19 protein-coding genes are annotated in these 18,556 nt (G+C 56.4%); 9 read left to right on the top strand and 10 right to left on the bottom strand.

The window, feature by feature from the left end; all coding sequences use genetic code 11:
• The first annotated feature begins 5 nt into the window (after positions 1-5).
• Positions 6-1,163, top strand: coding sequence for an iron-containing alcohol dehydrogenase (locus IEN85_RS07685; RefSeq protein ID WP_191616499.1), 1,158 nt, complete (start codon positions 6-8; stop codon positions 1,161-1,163).
• A gap of 73 nt (positions 1,164-1,236) precedes the next feature.
• On the opposite strand, the gene recF is transcribed toward IEN85_RS07685, so the two are convergent.
• Genes recF through queC form a run of 4 tightly spaced genes read right to left on the bottom strand, consistent with a single transcriptional unit; the run spans position 1,237 to position 4,263 of the window.
• Complete coding sequence (recF, locus tag IEN85_RS07680) at positions 1,237-2,313, bottom strand: DNA replication/repair protein RecF (protein WP_191616498.1); 1,077 nt, start codon at positions 2,311-2,313, stop codon at positions 1,237-1,239.
• A gap of 10 nt (positions 2,314-2,323) precedes the next feature.
• The gene (locus IEN85_RS07675) at positions 2,324-3,019 is read right to left on the bottom strand and encodes a 7-carboxy-7-deazaguanine synthase QueE (protein ID WP_191616497.1); all 696 of its coding nucleotides are present in this window, start codon (positions 3,017-3,019) and stop codon (positions 2,324-2,326) included.
• 13 nt (positions 3,020-3,032) lie between these two features.
• Entirely contained in the window at positions 3,033-3,482 is a 450-nt protein-coding gene (locus IEN85_RS07670; protein WP_191616496.1) for a 6-pyruvoyl trahydropterin synthase family protein, read from the bottom strand.
• Between the two features lie 49 nt (positions 3,483-3,531).
• Positions 3,532-4,263 (bottom strand): 7-cyano-7-deazaguanine synthase QueC, encoded by a 732-nt coding sequence (gene queC / locus IEN85_RS07665; protein WP_191616495.1) that lies wholly within the window; start codon positions 4,261-4,263, stop codon positions 3,532-3,534.
• A 128-nt stretch (positions 4,264-4,391) separates the two neighbouring features.
• Here queC and IEN85_RS07660 point away from each other — a divergent pair, with 128 nt between their 5' ends.
• Complete coding sequence (locus tag IEN85_RS07660) at positions 4,392-5,357, top strand: hypothetical protein (protein ID WP_191616494.1); 966 nt, start codon at positions 4,392-4,394, stop codon at positions 5,355-5,357.
• An 18-nt stretch (positions 5,358-5,375) separates the two neighbouring features.
• On the opposite strand, the gene lepB is transcribed toward IEN85_RS07660, so the two are convergent.
• The 6 genes from lepB to lysS all read right to left on the bottom strand — a co-directional run bounded on the left by lepB (position 5,376) and on the right by lysS (position 11,811).
• Entirely contained in the window at positions 5,376-6,071 is a 696-nt protein-coding gene (gene lepB, locus IEN85_RS07655) for a signal peptidase I (protein ID WP_191616493.1), read from the bottom strand.
• A gap of 102 nt (positions 6,072-6,173) precedes the next feature.
• Positions 6,174-7,346 carry a lipid-A-disaccharide synthase gene (gene lpxB / locus IEN85_RS07650; protein ID WP_191616492.1) on the bottom strand — a complete coding sequence of 391 codons (1,173 nt, stop codon included), beginning with the start codon at positions 7,344-7,346 and terminating at the stop codon, positions 6,174-6,176.
• A gap of 15 nt (positions 7,347-7,361) precedes the next feature.
• Positions 7,362-8,294 (bottom strand): Gfo/Idh/MocA family protein, encoded by a 933-nt coding sequence (locus IEN85_RS07645; protein WP_191616491.1) that lies wholly within the window; start codon positions 8,292-8,294, stop codon positions 7,362-7,364.
• 27 nt (positions 8,295-8,321) lie between these two features.
• Positions 8,322-8,999 (bottom strand): ABC transporter ATP-binding protein, encoded by a 678-nt coding sequence (locus IEN85_RS07640; RefSeq protein ID WP_191616490.1) that lies wholly within the window; start codon positions 8,997-8,999, stop codon positions 8,322-8,324.
• On the bottom strand, positions 8,992-10,221 hold the full coding sequence (locus IEN85_RS07635) for an ABC transporter permease (RefSeq protein ID WP_191616489.1): 1,230 nt from the start codon (positions 10,219-10,221) through the stop codon (positions 8,992-8,994). Before IEN85_RS07635 ends, IEN85_RS07640 begins: the two co-directional genes overlap by 8 nt.
• Positions 10,222-10,344: 123 nt before the next feature.
• Positions 10,345-11,811: a lysine--tRNA ligase gene (lysS, locus tag IEN85_RS07630; protein ID WP_191616488.1), complete on the bottom strand. Its 1,467-nt coding sequence runs from the start codon at positions 11,809-11,811 to the stop codon at positions 10,345-10,347.
• Between the two features lie 142 nt (positions 11,812-11,953).
• Between lysS and lipA the strand changes: the two genes are divergently transcribed.
• The 7 genes from lipA (at position 11,954) to IEN85_RS07595 (ending at position 18,463) form a co-directional block, all read left to right on the top strand.
• Positions 11,954-12,835: a lipoyl synthase gene (gene lipA, locus IEN85_RS07625; RefSeq protein WP_191616487.1), complete on the top strand. Its 882-nt coding sequence runs from the start codon at positions 11,954-11,956 to the stop codon at positions 12,833-12,835.
• Between the two features lie 39 nt (positions 12,836-12,874).
• Positions 12,875-13,336 carry a RidA family protein gene (locus IEN85_RS07620; protein WP_191616486.1) on the top strand — a complete coding sequence of 154 codons (462 nt, stop codon included), beginning with the start codon at positions 12,875-12,877 and terminating at the stop codon, positions 13,334-13,336.
• Between the two features lie 539 nt (positions 13,337-13,875).
• Positions 13,876-14,652 carry a DUF3450 family protein gene (locus tag IEN85_RS07615; protein ID WP_191616485.1) on the top strand — a complete coding sequence of 259 codons (777 nt, stop codon included), beginning with the start codon at positions 13,876-13,878 and terminating at the stop codon, positions 14,650-14,652.
• A 38-nt stretch (positions 14,653-14,690) separates the two neighbouring features.
• Positions 14,691-16,088: a MotA/TolQ/ExbB proton channel family protein gene (locus IEN85_RS07610; RefSeq protein ID WP_191616484.1), complete on the top strand. Its 1,398-nt coding sequence runs from the start codon at positions 14,691-14,693 to the stop codon at positions 16,086-16,088.
• A gap of 93 nt (positions 16,089-16,181) precedes the next feature.
• Complete coding sequence (locus IEN85_RS07605; RefSeq protein WP_191616483.1) at positions 16,182-16,589, top strand: ExbD/TolR family protein; 408 nt, start codon at positions 16,182-16,184, stop codon at positions 16,587-16,589.
• 12 nt (positions 16,590-16,601) lie between these two features.
• Positions 16,602-17,012, top strand: a complete 411-nt coding sequence (locus IEN85_RS07600; RefSeq protein ID WP_191616482.1) for an ExbD/TolR family protein — start codon at positions 16,602-16,604, stop codon at positions 17,010-17,012.
• A gap of 35 nt (positions 17,013-17,047) precedes the next feature.
• Entirely contained in the window at positions 17,048-18,463 is a 1,416-nt protein-coding gene (locus tag IEN85_RS07595) for a tetratricopeptide repeat protein (RefSeq protein WP_191616481.1), read from the top strand.
• Positions 18,464-18,556: the final 93 nt, after the last annotated feature.

Here is an 18,556-nt window from a genome sequence, read left to right as displayed (position 1 = left end):
CTTACATGTCCTCCTTCTCTTTCGCTACCTCAAGCAACATCCGGTTCGGCGAGGGCTGTGCCAAAACGATCCCCAGCCTACTGGACGAATCGCTTTCCCCCTTGTTCGTGCTCACCGGCAGCGACTCGAAACGCTACGCCCAGCTCATCGGCCTGCTCACCCAGAGCGGCTTCGAGGTCTTCATTCACCCCGTAAACGGCGAGCCAGATATCAATACAGTCACCCTCGCCAGCGAAGCGGCAAGAGAATCGGGCGCCCAGTGCGTCGTCGCAATCGGAGGAGGCAGCGTCATCGATACCGGCAAGGCGGTGGCCGCTCTCGTCACCAACTCGGGCAAGCTCATCGACTACCTCGAGGGAGTGGGCAAAGGGAAAGCCCTCGTTCACGACTCCTTGCCCTTCATGGCCGTGCCCACCACCGCCGGCACCGGAGCCGAAGTCACGAGCAACAGCGTCATCGGCGTTCCCAAGGCAGGGGTGAAAGTCAGCCTCCGCAGCGCCTCCATGCTTCCGACTTGGGCAGTCGTCGATCCAGAGCTGACTTACAAACTCCCTCCCGAAATAGCCGCCTACACTGGCATGGACGCCCTTATCCAGTGCCTCGAAGCTTACCTCTCGAAGTTCGCCAACCCGCTCACCGACGGCATCGCTCGCGAGGGACTACGACTAGCTGCTCGCTCCATTAGAGCTGCCTGTAGCAAGGAGTTGGATACAGATGCAAAAGCCGACCTTTGCGCTGCAAGCCTCTGCGGCGGCATCGCTCTCGCCAACGCCAAGCTTGGCTCCATCCACGCGTTCGCGGGTCCGCTCGGCGGCATGATTCCCGCCCCGCACGGCGCCATCTGCGCCAGCTTGCTGGTGTCCTGCTTCTCCGCAAACCTCAGAGCCTTCGACACCCGAGACCGCGACAACCCCAGCAGGGAAAAGATGAACGACGTTGCCACACTCCTCACCGGCAACCCTCAAGCCAAGGCCTCCTATGCCCTCGCTTGGTTCGAGTCCCTTTGCAACGACCTGCCGCTCAAGTCGCTCGGCGAACTCGGCCTCGAGCACTCACAAATCGAAGAGGCAGCCCGCAAGTCCGCCTCATCCAGCAGCATGAAGGGAAACCCCATCGAACTCACCAAGTTCGAACTGGTGGAAATTCTGGAAGCGGCCCTCTAAGCAGTTCCCAGAGAAATGAAGAGGGAGCGCTTGTCAGCGCGTCTACGCTGCTTGCCTGAACGGCGAAAAGGCCTTAAGCCAGCGTAAACGCTCCGTCCTCCACAACGTAGACCAACCACTCTTTTCCGCTGGCGGCATCGGGCAGTTCCGTTCCGGTAGCGATTAATTGGATACCCTCGTCAAGAGCATTCCAAAATCGTTCGCGACGCAATGGATCCAACTCGCCCAGGACATCGTCGATCAATAGCACTGGGCATACCCCGAATCGTTCTCGCCAATAGGCGATCGTCGCGAACGCCAGAGAAAGAGCGATACTTCTCTGCTGCCCATCCGAGGCGAAGTCCGCCGCAGATCGCCCGTTCAAACTCAGCTCGAAGTCATCGCGGTGCGGCCCTTTGCCGGTGCTTTGCATAATCTCGTCTCGCCGACGATTCCTCTCCAGCAGCGCCCAATAGGCGTCTTCGTTTTCCGGAGCAGCGTTGGGCCTGTAGGTCACTCCAATCGCCTCTGCCGATCCCGATAGCGACTCGTAAAATCGGCTCGCCATGCTTCCAAGCTCCCCGATCACCTCTTCGCGCTTGCGAATCACCTGCAAACAAGGTGCCACCATCTGGAGCTCGAAGGGTTTCATCAAGTTCGACGGAGCTCCCTTCTTTAGCAGCGCATTGCGTTCTTGGATACACTTCTGGTAGCGCTGCAATGCCACGTAATAGTCACGATCGATACCGCACAGGAACGTATCGATGAAACGCCTACGCCCGCCCGGGGATCCTCGCACGATACTCAAATCCTCGGACGACAAGGTTACCGCCGGAAACCGGCCCACAAAATCGGAGGCGCGCCGCACCGGCTCCCGATCCAGATAAACCTCCTTGCCTTTCTTTTTTATGCGCACCCGAGCTTCCACATCCTCGAAGGTCTCATGCTCGATTTCGTACAATATCTCGGCTTGCGGCGATTCGGGCCCGAGCAAGGTATCGTTCTCGCGAGCGCGAAAAGCCCGCAACGAGGTCACGTAACCGGTCGCTTCCAGCAAATTAGTTTTCCCCTGCCCGTTTCGCCCCAAGAAAAACACCCGATCCGCATCCACATTCAAACGGGCGAACTTGATGTTCCGATAATTGGATACAGCGATTGTCTTAAACCTCATAGCAAGGACGCTAGTAGCCCTTCGACTCGTCGCCGCCCAATGGAGCGGACTCGCGAGAGTTCGGATCCAGCAGGTCTGCCCGGTAAAGCTTGTGCACTTGATACCCTGCTCGATAGGGATCGCCCCGCTCCTTCACGCAACGCGTAATCGTCTCCAGCACTTCCGCATTGCCGTGCTGCGACCACTCCGGGTGCAACCATACCGGCCGCCCTTCGCTGAAGCTCGAGCCAATGGTCGATATCCATTTACCGATCGACTCTGCGTCCTCAACAATCAACTTGAATTCGGAAGCTAGCGGGAGGTTGTCCATCAACGGCAACTTCTGCCATTTCGGGCTGAGAGTGATCCAATCGAAGTCGCCGCGGATAGGAAAACCGCCGCAGGTCTCGATGTGGCGCCCAATGCCTCGCTCTTTGAGAGCTGTCGTCAAGTCGCTCAAATCGTGAATCGTAGGCTCCCCACCTGTGATCACCGCGAACTTCGCGCCGCTCTTCGATGCCTCGTCCGCAAGCTGGTCCGCAGTGAAACGCTCCACGTTTTTCGGAACATAATCGGGATGCCAAGTACCCGCCGAATCGCACCAAGGGCAATGCACCGGGCAGCCAAACAGACGAATGAAGAAAGCGGAACGCCCTAGATGAACGCCCTCTCCTTGCCACGAGTGAAAACGCTCGTGAACCGGCAAGGTCTTAGCTTTTCCTTCCATATCCAATCCGTAACTACGAGCGAACGGGCTCGTAGGAAGCGCTGTTTTTCGTGTCCTCCGTTACCTCGACCGAAGTCAAGAAGGCCCGCCCTTTGGTCATGTCCTTCACGATCGGGTCCATCACCTCGAACAAATGCCGGGCGATTCCTTCGCTGGAGCAAAGGTCAACGATGTAGGGCTGGTAGACTTGGCAGCCACTTTGCTCGTTGATGGCCAGAATGTCCTTCAAGAGCGGATCGTCGTGGTTGAACACGCAAGCGTGGTCCAAATTTTCGTCGATCCACGCCTTGATCGGCTTCAGCTTGCCGAAGTCCACTACAAACCCGCACTCGTCCAGCTCCTCGCATCCGAAGGTGAAGGTGAAGCTCCAGTTGTGACCGTGAATCTGAGCGCAATGCCCGTCGTGACGATGCTGCCGGTGGGCGAACGGGATGTCCGCATATGTCTTTTTGCAGGTGAACATAGAATTCAAGGGCTACCACCGCCCATCCCTCTCTACCTAGCAATCCAAATTAGAGTTTCCAGCCTGATTTCACCAGATCCGCTACCGATGGGGCCGATCCCTGGTAAACCGTCTTGTCTTCCACGCCCGCTAGATGAAACGCCTCGCGACGCTCCACACAGGTGCCGCAACGGCCGCAGTGCAGCTCTCCGCCCTTGTAGCACGACCACGTTTTCTCCAAGCCCGCTCCTAGGCGACTCCCCAAAGCAGCGATCTCCGCCTTGTTGGAACTCACGAACGGGCGATAAAGGCTCACCTTGCTCCAATCGCAGAGCTGAATCGCCTTGTCCAAAGCGGCGGCGAACTCCTCGCGGCAATCAGGATAGATCGCATGATCTCCCCCGTGGGCCGCGTAAGCCACTGCCTCGGCTTCCAAGGAAATCGCCCAGGCGGTGGCTGTCGCCAACAAAATCATGTTTCGATTCGGCACTACCGTAGACTTCATCTGCGCTTCCTCGTAGTGACCCTCGGGTACCGCTTCTCCGGAATTCGTCAGACTACTTTTCCCGAACAAATCCTGCAAGCCGCTCAGGTCCGCAACCTTGTGCAAAATCCCCAATTCCCGACAGAAGCTCGCGGCGACCTCCAGCTCTTTGGCATGCTTCTGCCCGTAGTTGATGCTCAGAGCCCCCTTCACCTCAATGCCCAGCTCTCGCATGCGGTACAGCATCACCGTCGAGTCCATTCCCCCCGAGTAGACGGCCACTGCCGAGCGTGGAGTCGAATTGTCACAAAAATCCATACCGCCCAATAACCGCTCCACAAAAGCCAAGTCAACCAACCAAAACGCGGCTTCCCTCCACTCCGGTAACACGCAGGTAACACTTCTCCCGTAGATTATCCGAGAGAACGATCCAACCCCTGACCCGAATGAAAACCGTCACAGCGCTACTCACCATCGCACTTGCCGCCCTTGGCTTCTTCGCTTTCAAGCTCTATCAAGAGCAAAACGCCCTGCACACCCGCCTCGCCGAACTCGAAGCTCAACTTCCAGAAAAACTGGCCCAACAAGGCAGCCCCGCCCCAAGCGAAGCCATCGCAGAGAGCCACACTCGCCCAAGGCCGCAGCCGGCCCATTTCCAAGCGGAAACCATCCCCGCGACTCCCGTAGAAGAGCGGGCCGAGGGACGCATCATTCGCGACTTTTCCAAGATAATGGACAATCCCCAGGTCAACGAAATGATGCAAGCCAGCCAGCGGGCCACCCTTGAGGTCATGTACAAAGACCTGCTTGACGCCTTTGAATTCACTCCCGAAGAGCGTATCCACTTTATGGATCTTCTGATGGCTCGCCAAATGTTTCGCGTAGAGACCAGCATGAAAATGATGGGCGGAGCCTCAGGCGCAGAGGAGATGAAGCTCCTTGGTCAAGAGATGAAGGAGTACGACGAGCTGGTTAAGTCGGAAATCGAAACCTTCCTCAACGACGACAAGGACGCCGGCGAATTCGCGTTCTACGAAAAAACGCTCGCCGAACGCATGTCCCTGTCCGGGTTCAAAAAATCGCTCCAGACTGCGGGACGTCCCATCGGCTCCGAAACCGAACGATCCCTCCTGCAAATCATGGCGGAGCAAAAAAGCGCCTTCGACTTCTCTAGCGATCTCGCCGAAGAACCCAACTACGACCTCAGCCCCGATCGATTCAGCCCCGAAAACATCGAAAACTTGGAATCCGACATGCAATCCCTGCACGCCCTCATCGCAGAAGAGGCCGAAAGCCTTCTCGACAACGAGCAATTGGCAGCGCTCATCCAAAGCTTGGAAGCAATGCGAGAGATGCAACTGTCCCAACTTCGCATGGCCGCCAACATGTTCTCCCAAAAATCGCAGCCGTAGCGCCCCGGATGCAAAGACCTACCGCAACTCTGTGAAAAAGCGGCCGAGGCGAGGCTGATAACGGTCCAGAATGTTGAAAGACACAATTACAGCAGTCGCTTCGCCCACAATCTGCTCGCGATCTGCGAAGCCAAAATAGCGCGAATCTTGGCTGAGGTCTCGATTGTCCCCCATCACGAAGTACTTGCCTTCCGGGACCTGCAGCCGGGCAAAACTACGCCGCTCCGTCACTACAGCCGGAATCGCCATCACCGCATGCTCCCGGTCTCCTAAGCTTTCCTTGGCAAAAACGGCGCGGGCCCTGAGATCCGCCTCCAATCCATCGAACACGCGTTCGGGCAAAACTTCGTAGCGAAGGCGCTGCCCGTTCACGAACAAGATATTGTTGCGCATTTCCAAGGTGTCCCCCGGAACCCCGACGACCCTTTTCACCAGACGCGTTCCGTCTTCCGGCGAAAAGAGCACCACGATGTCCCCCGCCTCCGGATCGCCCCAACGACTCAGCCGCTTCAAGGTCAAAGGCACCCGTAAATCGTAGGCCAGCTTGTTCACGTAAACCAAGTCGCCCTCCAAGATCGTAGGATTCATCGAACTGGTCGGGACCCAATTCCAATCTGCGAAGCTAGATTTCAATGGCACTATCCCTAAAAGAATTACCAAGATAGTAGAACGCCACTCTGACCACTGGCGACGAATAAAAAGAAAGCGCTTCATAACCAATCAATTCTGAGCTAAAGAAAATTGATCCCACGCTAGGCGCAGGATGTTTCCTCTCGCTACCCACTCGAATGGCTCCGGTTACAAAAAAGAGCCTGCTTACCAGTAGTCGAGAAGCCACTCCGCAGGACCGCCGGACCTTGGCTTATCCAACAACTCTCGCAACTCAGCCGCCCAGTTCCGCGTCTGTCTGATACGTTCCGCATTCTCGATACAGTCCGTAATCTCGGCCGCGAGGCGCTTTTTGGTCGCAGCTCCTTGGATAAATTCAGGATAAAGCGGCTTACCTAGGAGGATGTTCGCGATTCCAATGTAAGGAACTTTTACGAGCATTCTTCCCATCAAATACGTGAGAGGGTGCGTACGATACACGACCACACCAGGGATGTTGGCAAGGGCGCAATTGAGCGACATCGTCCCTGAACTCGTTAGTACTGCTCGAGCTCCAAGCTCGTCGGTATTCGGGCGCAATTCGATCCGTCGCTCCACGTCCGGAAATTTCCTGAGAATACTCTCCAGTAACTTCTTCAGGTCTTCCGAGGCATAGATGCAAACCGCCCTCAACTTGCTCTTGCTCTTCAAGCATTCGCTAAAGGCAGAGAAGAGAATCGGAGCGATTCTCCCAATCGCAGCCTTACGGCTTCCCGGAAGCAGCAGGATAGGCCCGCTCGGATCATAGCTTACCGGCAAGTCATAATCGCTGGATAGAAACGGATGCCCAACGAAGCGCGTGTCTAGCTTCGTCCCTTCAAAGACATCGACTTCAAACGGGAATATAACCGCCAGAGAATCGAGCATTTGGGCCATCTTGTACTTACGCTTCGCCTTCCAAACCCAAACCTGCGGGCTGATGTAATAGAGCAGCTTAACATCTCCCCCAGCCTTGTTTGCAATTCCCTTGCTCATAAGGGATTTGGCAATCCGAAGATTCATCCCGGGGTAGTCCACAAAGACCACCATCTTAGGACGGTATCGTTGTATCCAATTTATGGTTTCGTCAAAAATTTGCTTGTATTCGCCGTAGTGCTTCAGCACCTCGACTAAACCAATAACCGAGTATTCAATTAGATCGAATATCACTTGGGCGCCTGCGGCTTTGAGATGCCGCCCGCCAATGGCGCAGACCTTGAAATCCGGCCTTTGAGCCATGACGGATTTCATCATCCGAGCTGCGTGCTCATCTCCCGAGTGCTCGCCAGCGATGACGAGAATATCAACCCACCCTCCCTCGGCGGGAGGGAATGAAATATCTACTGATCCAGTTTTTGACATCGAGAAAAACGAGCTTCACATCGCCGCCCGCTCGCGGATCTGCTGGGTAATGGTGATCGCCAATTCCAAGGCCGTCTTGCCAAGCTCGCCACCTACTTTGGGCTGCTTGCGCTCGTTCACGCTTTCCACGAAGCTAGCCAGCTCCAGCTTGAGCGGTTCGCCCTTTTCGATGGGCACTTCCGAAGTCTTCATGGCGCCACCGTCGATGTTCACCACGTGCCCTGCTTGATTCATGAAATCCAGCGAGAGATAGCCGGTCGGCTGGAATACGCGAATCTCGCGCAGTTTCTTGCTACTAACGCGGCTTGTATTCAAATTTGCCACACAGCCGTTTTCGAACTCGATTCGAGCGTTGGCGATATCCTCGGTCGGCGAAAGGGCGCTCACCCCCACGCTTTGAACCAGTTTCACCGGCGATTTCACGAGCTGCAGCACTATGCCGATATCGTGAATCATCAGATCCAGAGTTACGCCGACTTCCGTGCCGCGGGGCTGGAACGGCGCCAAGCGATCTGCGGTGATAAACTTGGGAGCCGACACCGCCTCCTCCAGGAAGCTCATCACCGGATTGAAGTGCTCGATGTGACCCACCTGCACCAGCAGGTTCGCCGCCTTGGCTTTTTCCAAGATGTCAGCCGCCTCCTCCAAACTTTGGCAAATCGGCTTTTCGATCAGCAAGTGGCAACCGCAGTCCAGCAGCGGCAAGGCCACCTCATGGTGCTTATCGGTGGGCACCACGATGCTCACCGCATCGCAAACCGCTCCCAACTCCTCGACCGAGTTGAACACCGGGCAGCCAAACTTCTCCGAAATCTCCGCAGCCCGTTCCGGGTTGGTCTCGAAGATGCCCGCAAGCTCCACGTTTTCCAGCTCGTTGTAGATTCGCGCGTGGTGTTGGCCGAGGTAGCCGACGCCCGCTACGCCGCATTTAAGTTTTGGTTCGCTCATGGTGATAGGAGGTTGAGGAAAGAAAGATTAGTGAATGATGCCCTGAGATAGAGTGAGTTGGCGATCCGCAAGGGCCGCGTGCTCGGGGTTGTGGGTAACAAGTACAAGCGACGTTCCCAATTCGCGGCAAAGTTCGCGCAGCTGGTCCATCACGCGATTGCCGGTGGCTTCGTCGAGATTGCCGGTAGGCTCGTCCGCAAGGATGACCGCTGGATTCGTCAGCAGAGCTCGCGCGATAGCCACCCGTTGCCGCTCGCCACCCGAAAGCGTATTCGGCATTTGGTGACAACGGTCCCCTAGTCCCACTTTCGCCAACATGGCTTTCGCCTCTTCGATCTGAGACTTTCCCACGCGCCCATCGACGATGCGTCGCGCCATCAAAACGTTCTGCAGAGAATCGATTTCCGGCACGAGATAGTAGGATTGAAAGACGATTCCGAGGAACTTGCCGCGCTTTACGGCGAGGGCATTTCGCCCCAAGCTCTCGATCCGATCCGATCCCCATTGCACGTATCCAGAGTCTGGCGACTCGATTCCCGCCAAGACATTGAGCAAGGTTGTCTTGCCGCATCCGGACTCTCCTTGAATGCTGACGAATTCTCCTTTGGCCACAGAAAGCTCAACCGACGTCAAGACATGCAAGGTCGAATCGCCAGTAACGTAGGTCTTGGCCACTCCACTGGCAGTGATGGCGTACTCACTCACTGCGCAAGGCCTCCACCGGTTTGAGCAAGCCTGCCTTGATGGAAGGCACGAGTCCTGCCAAGGTTGCGATGGTGATCGTCAGAACAGCGATGACAATCAAGTCACTCGACTTGTAATGCACCGGCAGTTCGGAGAAAAAGTAGAATTGCATGGTTTGCTCCCTGCCGCCGATCACGCTGAATATGGCGTCTATGATCGTCTCCCGCACGGCCAGCAACGCAAAGCTCAGGGCAAAGCCGATCCCTGTACCCACCACGCCTACCGAAAAGCCCTGCAAGCAAAAGCACGCGATGATCTGGCGGCTGGTCGCTCCCATCGAGCTGAACAGACCGATCTCGCGGGTCTTCTTCACCACCGAAGTGAAGAGCGACGTCGCTATCGAGAACGATGCCACCAGCACGATGATCAGCAGGATGAAGAACATCATGCGTTTCTCGAATTCAATGATCGCGAGATAGTCGGCGTTGCTCTCCAACCAAGTCGAAACGCGAAACGGAGGGGCAAACAAACCCTGCAGCTCGCGGGCCGCCGCTTCCGGATCCACTCCGTCCTTGAGCTTTACTTTGAGGGCGTGCACGCCTTCGCCAAGGCCGTACAGGTCCTGCATGCTACGCAGCGTGGTGATGATGGTATTTTCGTCCACCTTGGTGAATCCCGTCTCAAACACGGCCGCCACTCGCATCAATCGCGGCAGCAGCACTTCGTTTTGATTGAGCCGTTGGATCATGAGCGGCGTGTAGAGTTCGACTTCGTCCCCCACTCGCAGGCGGAGCGTGTTGGCGATTCCCGAGCTGATCAGCAAGGAATCGTCGTCCAACTCTTCCAGGTCGCCGTAGCGGATATAATCGTCGAGCGGCACGATCTTTCGCTCCGCGTCCAAATCGATTCCCTGCACCTGCGGCACGATGGGACGGTTGCCCGTTTGCAGCATGACCATGCCGAAGGCAGAGGGCGCAGCCGCTTCGACCAGAGGGGACTCTTCCAGCAAATCAATCTTGTCTTCGTAGCCTTCGAAGATGCGGCCATTCATGACCTTCAGGTCGCCGGTGGTGTCCGCTACGACCTCGCGAATGGCATGCCCGAAGCCGTTGAAAACGCTCAGCACCACCACCAAAGCCATGGTCCCAAGCACCACGCCAGTGACCGACATGATCGTGAAAAACGGCAAACGTTTCCCTTTGGGAAAGGTGTGTCGAATCGCGATATAGAGGTACCAAGGCATTGGCCTGCAAGAATCAGTAAGAGGCGCCGTGAGGCAAGCTAGTTATGGAAGCGTATGAAAAAGGAAAGGACGTCCTCGAAGAAGACGTCCCACCTGTAAAATAGTTCCGTATCCGGCTTGTCCTTACGAACGCAGCTGAGGATAGAGAATCACGTCGCGAATGTTTTCCGCCTCGGTGAGCAGAATGACAATGCGGTCGATGCCCATTCCGAGACCACCAGCCGGGGGCATGCCGTACTCGAGGGTCTCGAGAAAATCCTCGTCCATGTCCTGCGTCTCTTCGCCAGCCTGCTTCTCGAACATCTCGCGCTGCACGTCCGGGTCGTTCTGCTCGGAGTAAGCCGGAGCGATCTCCATGCCGCCGATGCAGAGCTCGAAGACGTCAATCGTGGAATCGTCGTCCTTGGTGATCTTGGCCAACGGGCAAAGCTCCTTAGGCAGATGCGTCACGAAAGTTGGCTGGATCAGGTAAGGCTCGATGAGCTTGCCGAACACTTCGTTGGAAACTTCGTAGTCCTCCCAGTCAGGCTGGCAGTCGAGGCCGAGTTCCTTGGTCTTGGCCAGCTTCTCTTCCTTGCTCCTGGAAAACCAGTCCGGATCGCCCACCTTTTCGCAGACGAGATCCTTGTACTTGGCTTCGCGCCATTCGCCCATGAAGTCGATCACTTCGCCATCTGGCATCTTGATTTCCTTGCCGCCAAGCACGTCGGTCACGAGGTGGCGGATCAAGCCTTGGATGAGCTCCATCATGCCGCGGTAGTCGGAGTAGGCCTGGTAGACTTCCAGCATAGTGAACTCCGGATTGTGGCGGCGGGAAATGCCTTCGTTGCGGAAGTTACGGCCGATTTCGAAAACGCGGTCGAAACCGCCCACCAGCAAGCGCTTCAGGTAGAGCTCCAGCGAGATACGCATGAAGAAGTCGCGATCCAGCGTGTTGTGATGCGTCACGAAGGGCTTGGCCGCCGCGCCGCCGGCAATGTTCTGAAAGACAGGCGTCTCAACTTCTAGAAAGGAACGATCCTCCAGATAGCGGCGGATTCCGCTCACGATACGGCTTCGGTTGAAGAAGCGCTCGCGGGATTCCTTGTTCATGATGAGGTCAAGGTGACGCTGGCGATACTTCTGCTCCGTGTCGGTGAGTCCGTGAAACTTCTCGGGCAAGGGACGCAGCGACTTGGAAACGAGCGCGTACTTGGTGGCGCGGATGCTAATCTCGCCGGTCTTGGTCTGGAAGAGCTGGCCCTCAACTCCGATGATGTCACCGAGGTCGAGCTTCTTGAAATCAGCATATTCCTCGGCGCCGATTCCATCCAGACGCACGTAGAGCTGGATGATGCCTGCCTGGTCCTGAATCTTCACAAACTGAGCTTTACCCATCTTGCGGATAACGATGAGCCGTCCCGCAACGCTTACGGTCGGCTGCTCTTCCGGTTCCGCTCCATCAACGAACGCAGCGATCGCTTCAGAGGAGAAGTGAGTCGGCTGGAAGTCGGTACGGAAAGGGTCCACGCCTTTTTCACGCAGGTCCGCAAGCTTTTGGCGGCGCACTGCCAATTGGTCGTGAGAGATGTCAGACAGGTTTGAACTCATAATCGTAAAGGAGAGGATTAGGCGACTCGTCGCCAAAAGATCAAAGCCTTTCTCCAAACCGCCTAAATAAGCGGGGCTATTCGGCTTTCTCCTACATTTGAGGGTTGAGTTTTCCTCAGTCCGCCTAATCTCCTCCTTCCTTATGACTACGCGTAAGCCAGACTGGCTCAGAGCCAAACTGCCTAGCGGCAAGCAATACAGCGCTGTCCGCAAACTCGTTGACGACAAGGGGCTACACACCGTTTGCCAAAGCGCCCAATGCCCGAACATGGGAGAATGCTGGTCCCGCGGAACCGCCACCGTGATGATCCTCGGCAACGTCTGCACGCGTTCCTGCAATTTCTGCGCGATCCAAACCGGTCGCCCCACCGAGTACGACATCGGAGAACCTGCCCGCGTCGCGGAAGCGGTTCACACCATGAACCTGAAGCATTGCGTGATCACGTCCGTGACCCGCGACGAGCTCAAGGACGGCGGCGCCAGCGTCTGGGCCGCTACCATCCGTGCCATCCGCCATCGTTGCCCCAGCACCGCAATCGAGGTGCTCACGCCCGACTTCCGCGGCAAAACCGAACAGCTCGACATCGTTCTCGACGCGGAGCCCGACATTTTCAACCACAACGTCGAGACCGTGGAGCGCCTGCAGAAGCCCGTACGCGTACAAGCTCGCTACGAACGCTCCCTAAAGATTCTCGAACACGCAGCCAAGCGCGGCTTCGTCGCCAAGTCCGGCCTGATGCTCGGCCTCGGCGAAACCAAGGAGGAAGTCCAGCAGAGCATGCGCGACCTGCGCGAGATCGACGTGAAGATCCTCACCCTCGGCCAGTACCTCCAGCCGACCAGCAAACACCTGCCAGTCGAACGCTGGGTCACGCCAGAAGAGTTCGCGGAGTACAAGGTCTACGGCGAATCCATCGGTTTCACCAAGGTCGAGTCCGGTCCGCTAGTCCGCTCCTCCTACCACGCGGACGAGCAATCCGCCCATTTCACCGGAGTGGATAAACTCCGGGCCGAAGCGAGCTGAGGCTTTTCGCCAAGAGCGTTTCCCGCACCCCACTTTACCATGATCGATAAGATTCTGACTAAACTCGACGCCCTCGGCCTATCTTTGCCCGCCGCTGGCGAAGTCAAAGGCAACTACCTCCCCTACGCTATCAGCGGAAAACTGCTCTCGCTATCGGGCAGCCTTCCCGTAAAGGACGGGGCCATCATCACCGGGCGCATCGGCGGAGACCTCACGGTCGAGGAAGGCTACGAAGCCGCTCGCTGGTGCTTCCTCAACGCTCTCGCCCACGCCCGCGTAGCGACCAATGACTTCGCTACCCTCGGCCGCATCCTCCATATAGACGGTTTCGTGAACGGGGTAGATGGTTTTGCAGACGCGCCCAAGGTCATCAATGGAGCGTCCGACCTGAGCGTCGAACTCTTCGGAGACGCCGGCCGCCACACTCGCGTGGCTCTTTCCTCCAACGGCCTCCCCCTCAATTCCGCCGTGGAAACCAGAGTCCTGGTCGAGCTCAGCTAGGCCGTAGCGCCCCTGCACCCCTTAGCCCCCAGAGTTTGAATACGTTCGAACGAAGCGCCTGCTACACTCCCCTTGTTTATGGGGCAAACGTCCCCAAGCCTATCGAAAGTTAATTGCACAAATCCCCGAAAAGCGGATCTTTTCCGCCAGATTGTTGACAAAGAGTTACAATTCCTACAATTGAAGGAATTTAGAGAGCGCTAAAGACTTGCAGAAACCCCAAGGCATCGCCTTTTTCTTCAGCTTTCGTACGACCCAAATCCCCAAAGTAACCCAAAATTCGTTTGATTCTAGAAACTCACACCCCTGGAACAACAGTTCGGATTCCGCAGGAAACCGGCCTCGATGGCGAATGCTCCCCTAAAGCCCTCTAGAATCAACCGTGAAGCCGCCCCGCTCCCACCCCCCTCCTTTCCCCAGTCCCATTGGTGCCCTGTGCCTCGGCAAGACGCTCCGCTCGGACTCAACCCACAATCTGAAGTTTTAAGACTAAGACTAATAGCTATAGAAAATCCTTACGACTAAACGTAGACCGTACTATGACTAAGAACAAAGTAGTAATGTTAATCGCCGCAGGCATAGCGCTTGCCGGCCCAGCAGCGCTCAGCGCAGCCCCGCAACTCGCAGAAACGCGCTCGACCTTGAAAGAATGGGTCGAACTGAAAAAGATCATTTCTGAAGAGAAGAACAAGTGGGTCGTTGAGAAGCAGTCTCTCAACGAGTCCATCAACCTGCTCAAGGACGAGATCACCAAGATCGAAGAAGCCATCATCGAGTACGAAGCGGACGCAAGCGATGCGGACAAGGTTCGAGAAGACCTCACCCGCCAGGAGAACGAGCTGAAGGAAGCCTCCGCGATCGTGAAGAACACGATCGTAGACTTGGAAGCCGAAATGCTCGAACTCATCAAGTACTTGCCCGCCACTCTGCAGGAAAAGGTTGCGATCCCAACCCGCCGCATCCCTAAGACCAAGCGCGAAATGGATGCCGCCCGCCTCACGGACCGCATCCTGAACGTTATCGCGATCCTGACGGAAATCGAGAAGTTCAACAGCCAGCTGACGGTCGTGAACGAAATCCGCGACATCAAGGGCGAGCGCGTTCGAGTCGACACCCTTTACATCGGATTGGCCGTAGCCTACTACGTAGACGGAACCCGCAGCGAAGCCGGCTACATGACTCCAGCAAAGGGCGAATGGAAACGCTTCGAGGACAATTCCCTTGCAGACGACATCGCCGACGCGGTCGCGATGCAGAAGCGCGAAGCGACAGTACGCTTCGTCGACCTCCCCATCACCATTACGGAAGTCGAATAAGCCCGTACTCGAACCCACTTCAAAAGGATCAATTTTAGATGAAGACTTTGAAATTCACATCAATCGCAGTCGCTGCCCTCATCGCAGCCGGTACCGCGAACGCACAAAAAACATTCGCCCAAGTAACAGCAGAGGCAAAGGCGGACCTCATAGCCGCAGAAGCCGAGCTCTCCTCCCTCCGCGAATCCATCGCCAACGAGAAAATCCCACTCTCCAACGAGCTCACTCGACTCGAGAGCGAAGTACTCGAAGCGCGTAAGGAGCGCGACGAAAAGAAGTCCGTACGCGACAATCGCGACCTCAGCCTCGACCAGCTGCGCGAGAAGGTTAAGGCCTACAGCGACCAAAACGTCTACCTCCGCAACACGATGGGAGCCTACGTAAAGCAGTTCTCCACCCGCATCCACGCGGCCGAGCTGCAAGACTACAAGGAAATCGCGGACGAAGCAGAGCAGCTCAACGAAAACGAGAATGCTACCGACTCCGAAAAGTTCGCCGCACAGCTTCAGGTCGTCAAAGCCTCCATGGAACGCGTTCGCAACATCATGGGTGGTACCACCATCAAGGGCGACGCACTCGGCAAGAACGGCGTACAAGTTAGCGGTACTTTCGTTCTCGCAGGTCCCTTCGCCTACTTCGGCGACGGCGGCGAAAACATCGGCTTCGCAGAAGGCGACCACACTAACGTTGGCTACCCACTCGTAGTAAGCCGCGGCGTTCCACCAGAAGTGGTTGCCACCATCGCCAACCTCACGCAGTCAGGTTCCGGAATGATTCCAGTCGACCCAACTGAAGGTGACGCCCTCAAGCTCGCCTTGGTGGACGAAACGCTCTTCGAGCACATCGAAAAGGGCGGTATCGTGATGATCCCTCTCCTCGGCATGTTCTTCGTAGCGCTCCTCCTCTCCGTCCTGAAGCTCTTCGAGATCAAGTCCGTTAAGAGCCCGAAGGCTGGCACCCTCCAGCGCATTCTCGACAGCCTCAACGCTGGCAACAAGCAGCAAGCTCTCGAAGCAGCAAACTCCGTGGACGGTCCCTTCGGCGACATGCTCGTCGCTGGCGTAGAGCACGCCGATCAGGACAAGGAGCTCCTCGAGGAAGTCCTCTACGAGCGACTCCTTGCAGCTCAGCCAAAGCTCGAACGCTTCATCGCTTTCATCGCCCTGACCGCTGCCGCTTCCCCGCTTCTCGGACTGCTCGGTACGGTTACCGGTATGATCCAGACCTTCAAGGCAATCACGGTCTTTGGTACTGGTGACCCAGCAACACTCTCCACCGGTATCTCCGTCGCTCTTATCACAACTGAGTACGGTCTCATCGTAGCGATCCCATGTCTCCTCTGCCAGGCGCTTCTCACTCGCCTTGCCAAGGGTAAGCTTGGCGAAATGGAGCAAGCTTCCGTGGCCTTCGTCAACGGCCTCAACGGCAAGAAGTAGAAGATCAATCTGTCCTAAGTTCTAATTGGCGGCGCGGAGCAGCGCTCCAGCCGCCTAGACCACTAGGGATCAAATAGAAGGAATTAAACGACCATGATGAAAAATAAGAGAGCCCGCTCCGCGGGTGAAGCAGCAGAGGATATCAATATCTCTCCGCTGATCGATATGGTGTTCATTCTTCTGATCTTCTTCATTGTAACTACTGTATTCGTCAAGGAGCCCGGCGTAGAAATCGAAAAGCCTTCCGCCATCAACTCCCTCGACCTGCCCAAGAACGTCATTCTGATCGCCGTAACCGACCAGAATAACATCTTCTACGGAGGAAGGGACTACGGACTCGGAGGCATTCGCTCCCAAGTTCGCAGAGTCCTCGCAGGCAACGAAGACTATCCAGTAATTATCCAAGCGGATCAGAACGCAAGCGCCGGGACGGTTGTTCGTCTCGTAGACGAGTGCAAGCTGGCCAAGGCCCGCAGCATCTACGTTTCAACACTGAAATAGCACGGAAGAGACATGAGAAACCGCAAAAACTTAAACTCGGACGAAGAATCAACTGACATCAACATCTCCCCGTTGATCGACATGGTCTTCATTCTCCTGATCTTCTTCATCGTTACGACGGTGTTCGTTGAAGAGTCTGGCCTGTCAGCCAATACGCCAGACCCGACCAGCAACCCGAATCAAGACGACGACAAGGAACTGGTGTCCTTTCTCGTCCGAGCCAACGGCGAGGTAATCTACAAAGACCAGGACGTGGGAATCGGAGCCGTGCGCGGCATCGTTGCCCCCGCTATGCGCCAGGACGAGCACCCGATCACGGTAAACGTGGAACCCAATGCCCGCATGAGTCTCGTCGTCGCAGTAATCGACGAAGCCGAGTCCGGTGGGGCCCCGCAGGTTACCATGAAAGCCGTATCCGAATAAGACTAACCACTAATATTTAAAGAAAAGCAGTTAAAATGATTTGCAGCAAAACAATCAAATTAGCCACAACAGGCATTCTCTGCCTGGCCGGCGCCGCGTCGCTGTCAGCGCAATTTAAGACAGACCAGGAATTCTGGAACCAAGCACACATCCGCAAGACCTTCGAAAAATCCTACGAGATAAGGTCAAAAGTGGAGCCAGACCTCACCGAAGAGGAACAGGTCCTCCTCAAGGGCGTTATCACCATGGTGACCGGAGATCCAGCCACTGGAATCCAGCCGGACAAGGACAAGGCTCTGCGAGCCATCCTAGACGCCCTCGCCGCCAATCCAGACGCGACCGCAGCGTTCGACTTCATCGCCGCCAACTTCTACGCCGAAAAGGGCGACTTGAAGAACGCGATCAAGTACTACGACAGCGCTACCAAAAAGTTCTCCAGCTTCCTCCGTGCCGTTCGCAACGGCGCTATCATGAAGGTAAAGGAGGGCAAGTACGAAGCGGCCCTCAAGGACTTCACGAAGGCGATCGAGCTGGGAGCCAAGGACACCACCACCATGGGTCTACTCGGACTCTGCTACGTAAACACTGGCAAGTACTTCTCTGCGGAAACCGCTTACCGCGAAGCCATCGTTCTCGACCCTACCGTCAAGGACTGGCAAGTCGGACTCGCAAAGTCCCTTCTGCAGCAGCGCAAGTACGAAGAAGGCATTGCGGTACTCGAGCAGATCCTCGTTGACGATCCCGAAAACGACATCCTCTGGTCCAGCGCGGCAAATGCCTACCTCGGCCTCGAAGATGCGGAAACAGCGGTCGCCATCCAGGAAATCGTCGACCGCCTCGGCAAGTCGACTCCTGAGTCGCTCGTTTTCATGGGTAACATCTACATGTCCCGTAGCTTGAACGACCTCGCTCTCGAATACTTCCAACGCGCCATCAAGATGGATCCGAAACAGGATCCTGAGGTTTACGTGGCCGTTGCCGAGACCATGACCGCACGCGGTACCTACGATCAGGCAACCAAGATCATCAGCGACATCGAGAAAAGCTTCACCAACAACTTGTCGGACAAGGACCAACTTACCCTGCTGCGCCTCGAGGCCCAAATCGGTCTCGCTACAGGCGGCGGCGAAAAGGTTATCCCGATTCTCGAAAAGCTCATCGAGCGCGACCCGATGGACGGCCAAGCTCTCCTGCTCCTCGCAGAGTTCAACGCGAACAAGGGAACCACCGACGGCTACTCCCGCGCTGACCTCTACTTCGATCGGGCGACCAAGGTTCGCGCCTGGGAAGTACGTGCCCTCATCTCTTGGGCACGTTCCTACGTTTCTCGCGAACGCTTCGGCAAGGCGATCCCGCTGCTCGAGCGCGTGCAGGTCATCGACCCGCAGGACCATATCGGTCGCTACCTCGACCAGGTTCGCAAGGTCTACATCGCATCCCAAGGCCTCTAGCCTCGGTTTAAATCAATTTGTTCTTAGTCAAACTTTCAGCGGAGGCTTCGGCCTCCGCTTTTTTTGTGGCAACTCGCCCCCACCGGGCCGAGT

The organism is Pelagicoccus enzymogenes (assembly GCF_014803405.1).
In the GTDB taxonomy this organism is placed as follows: Bacteria; Verrucomicrobiota; Verrucomicrobiia; order Opitutales; family Opitutaceae; genus Pelagicoccus; species Pelagicoccus enzymogenes.
Note: the sequence above shows the minus strand (reverse complement) of the source record. Positions and strands in the feature narration are given on the sequence as shown.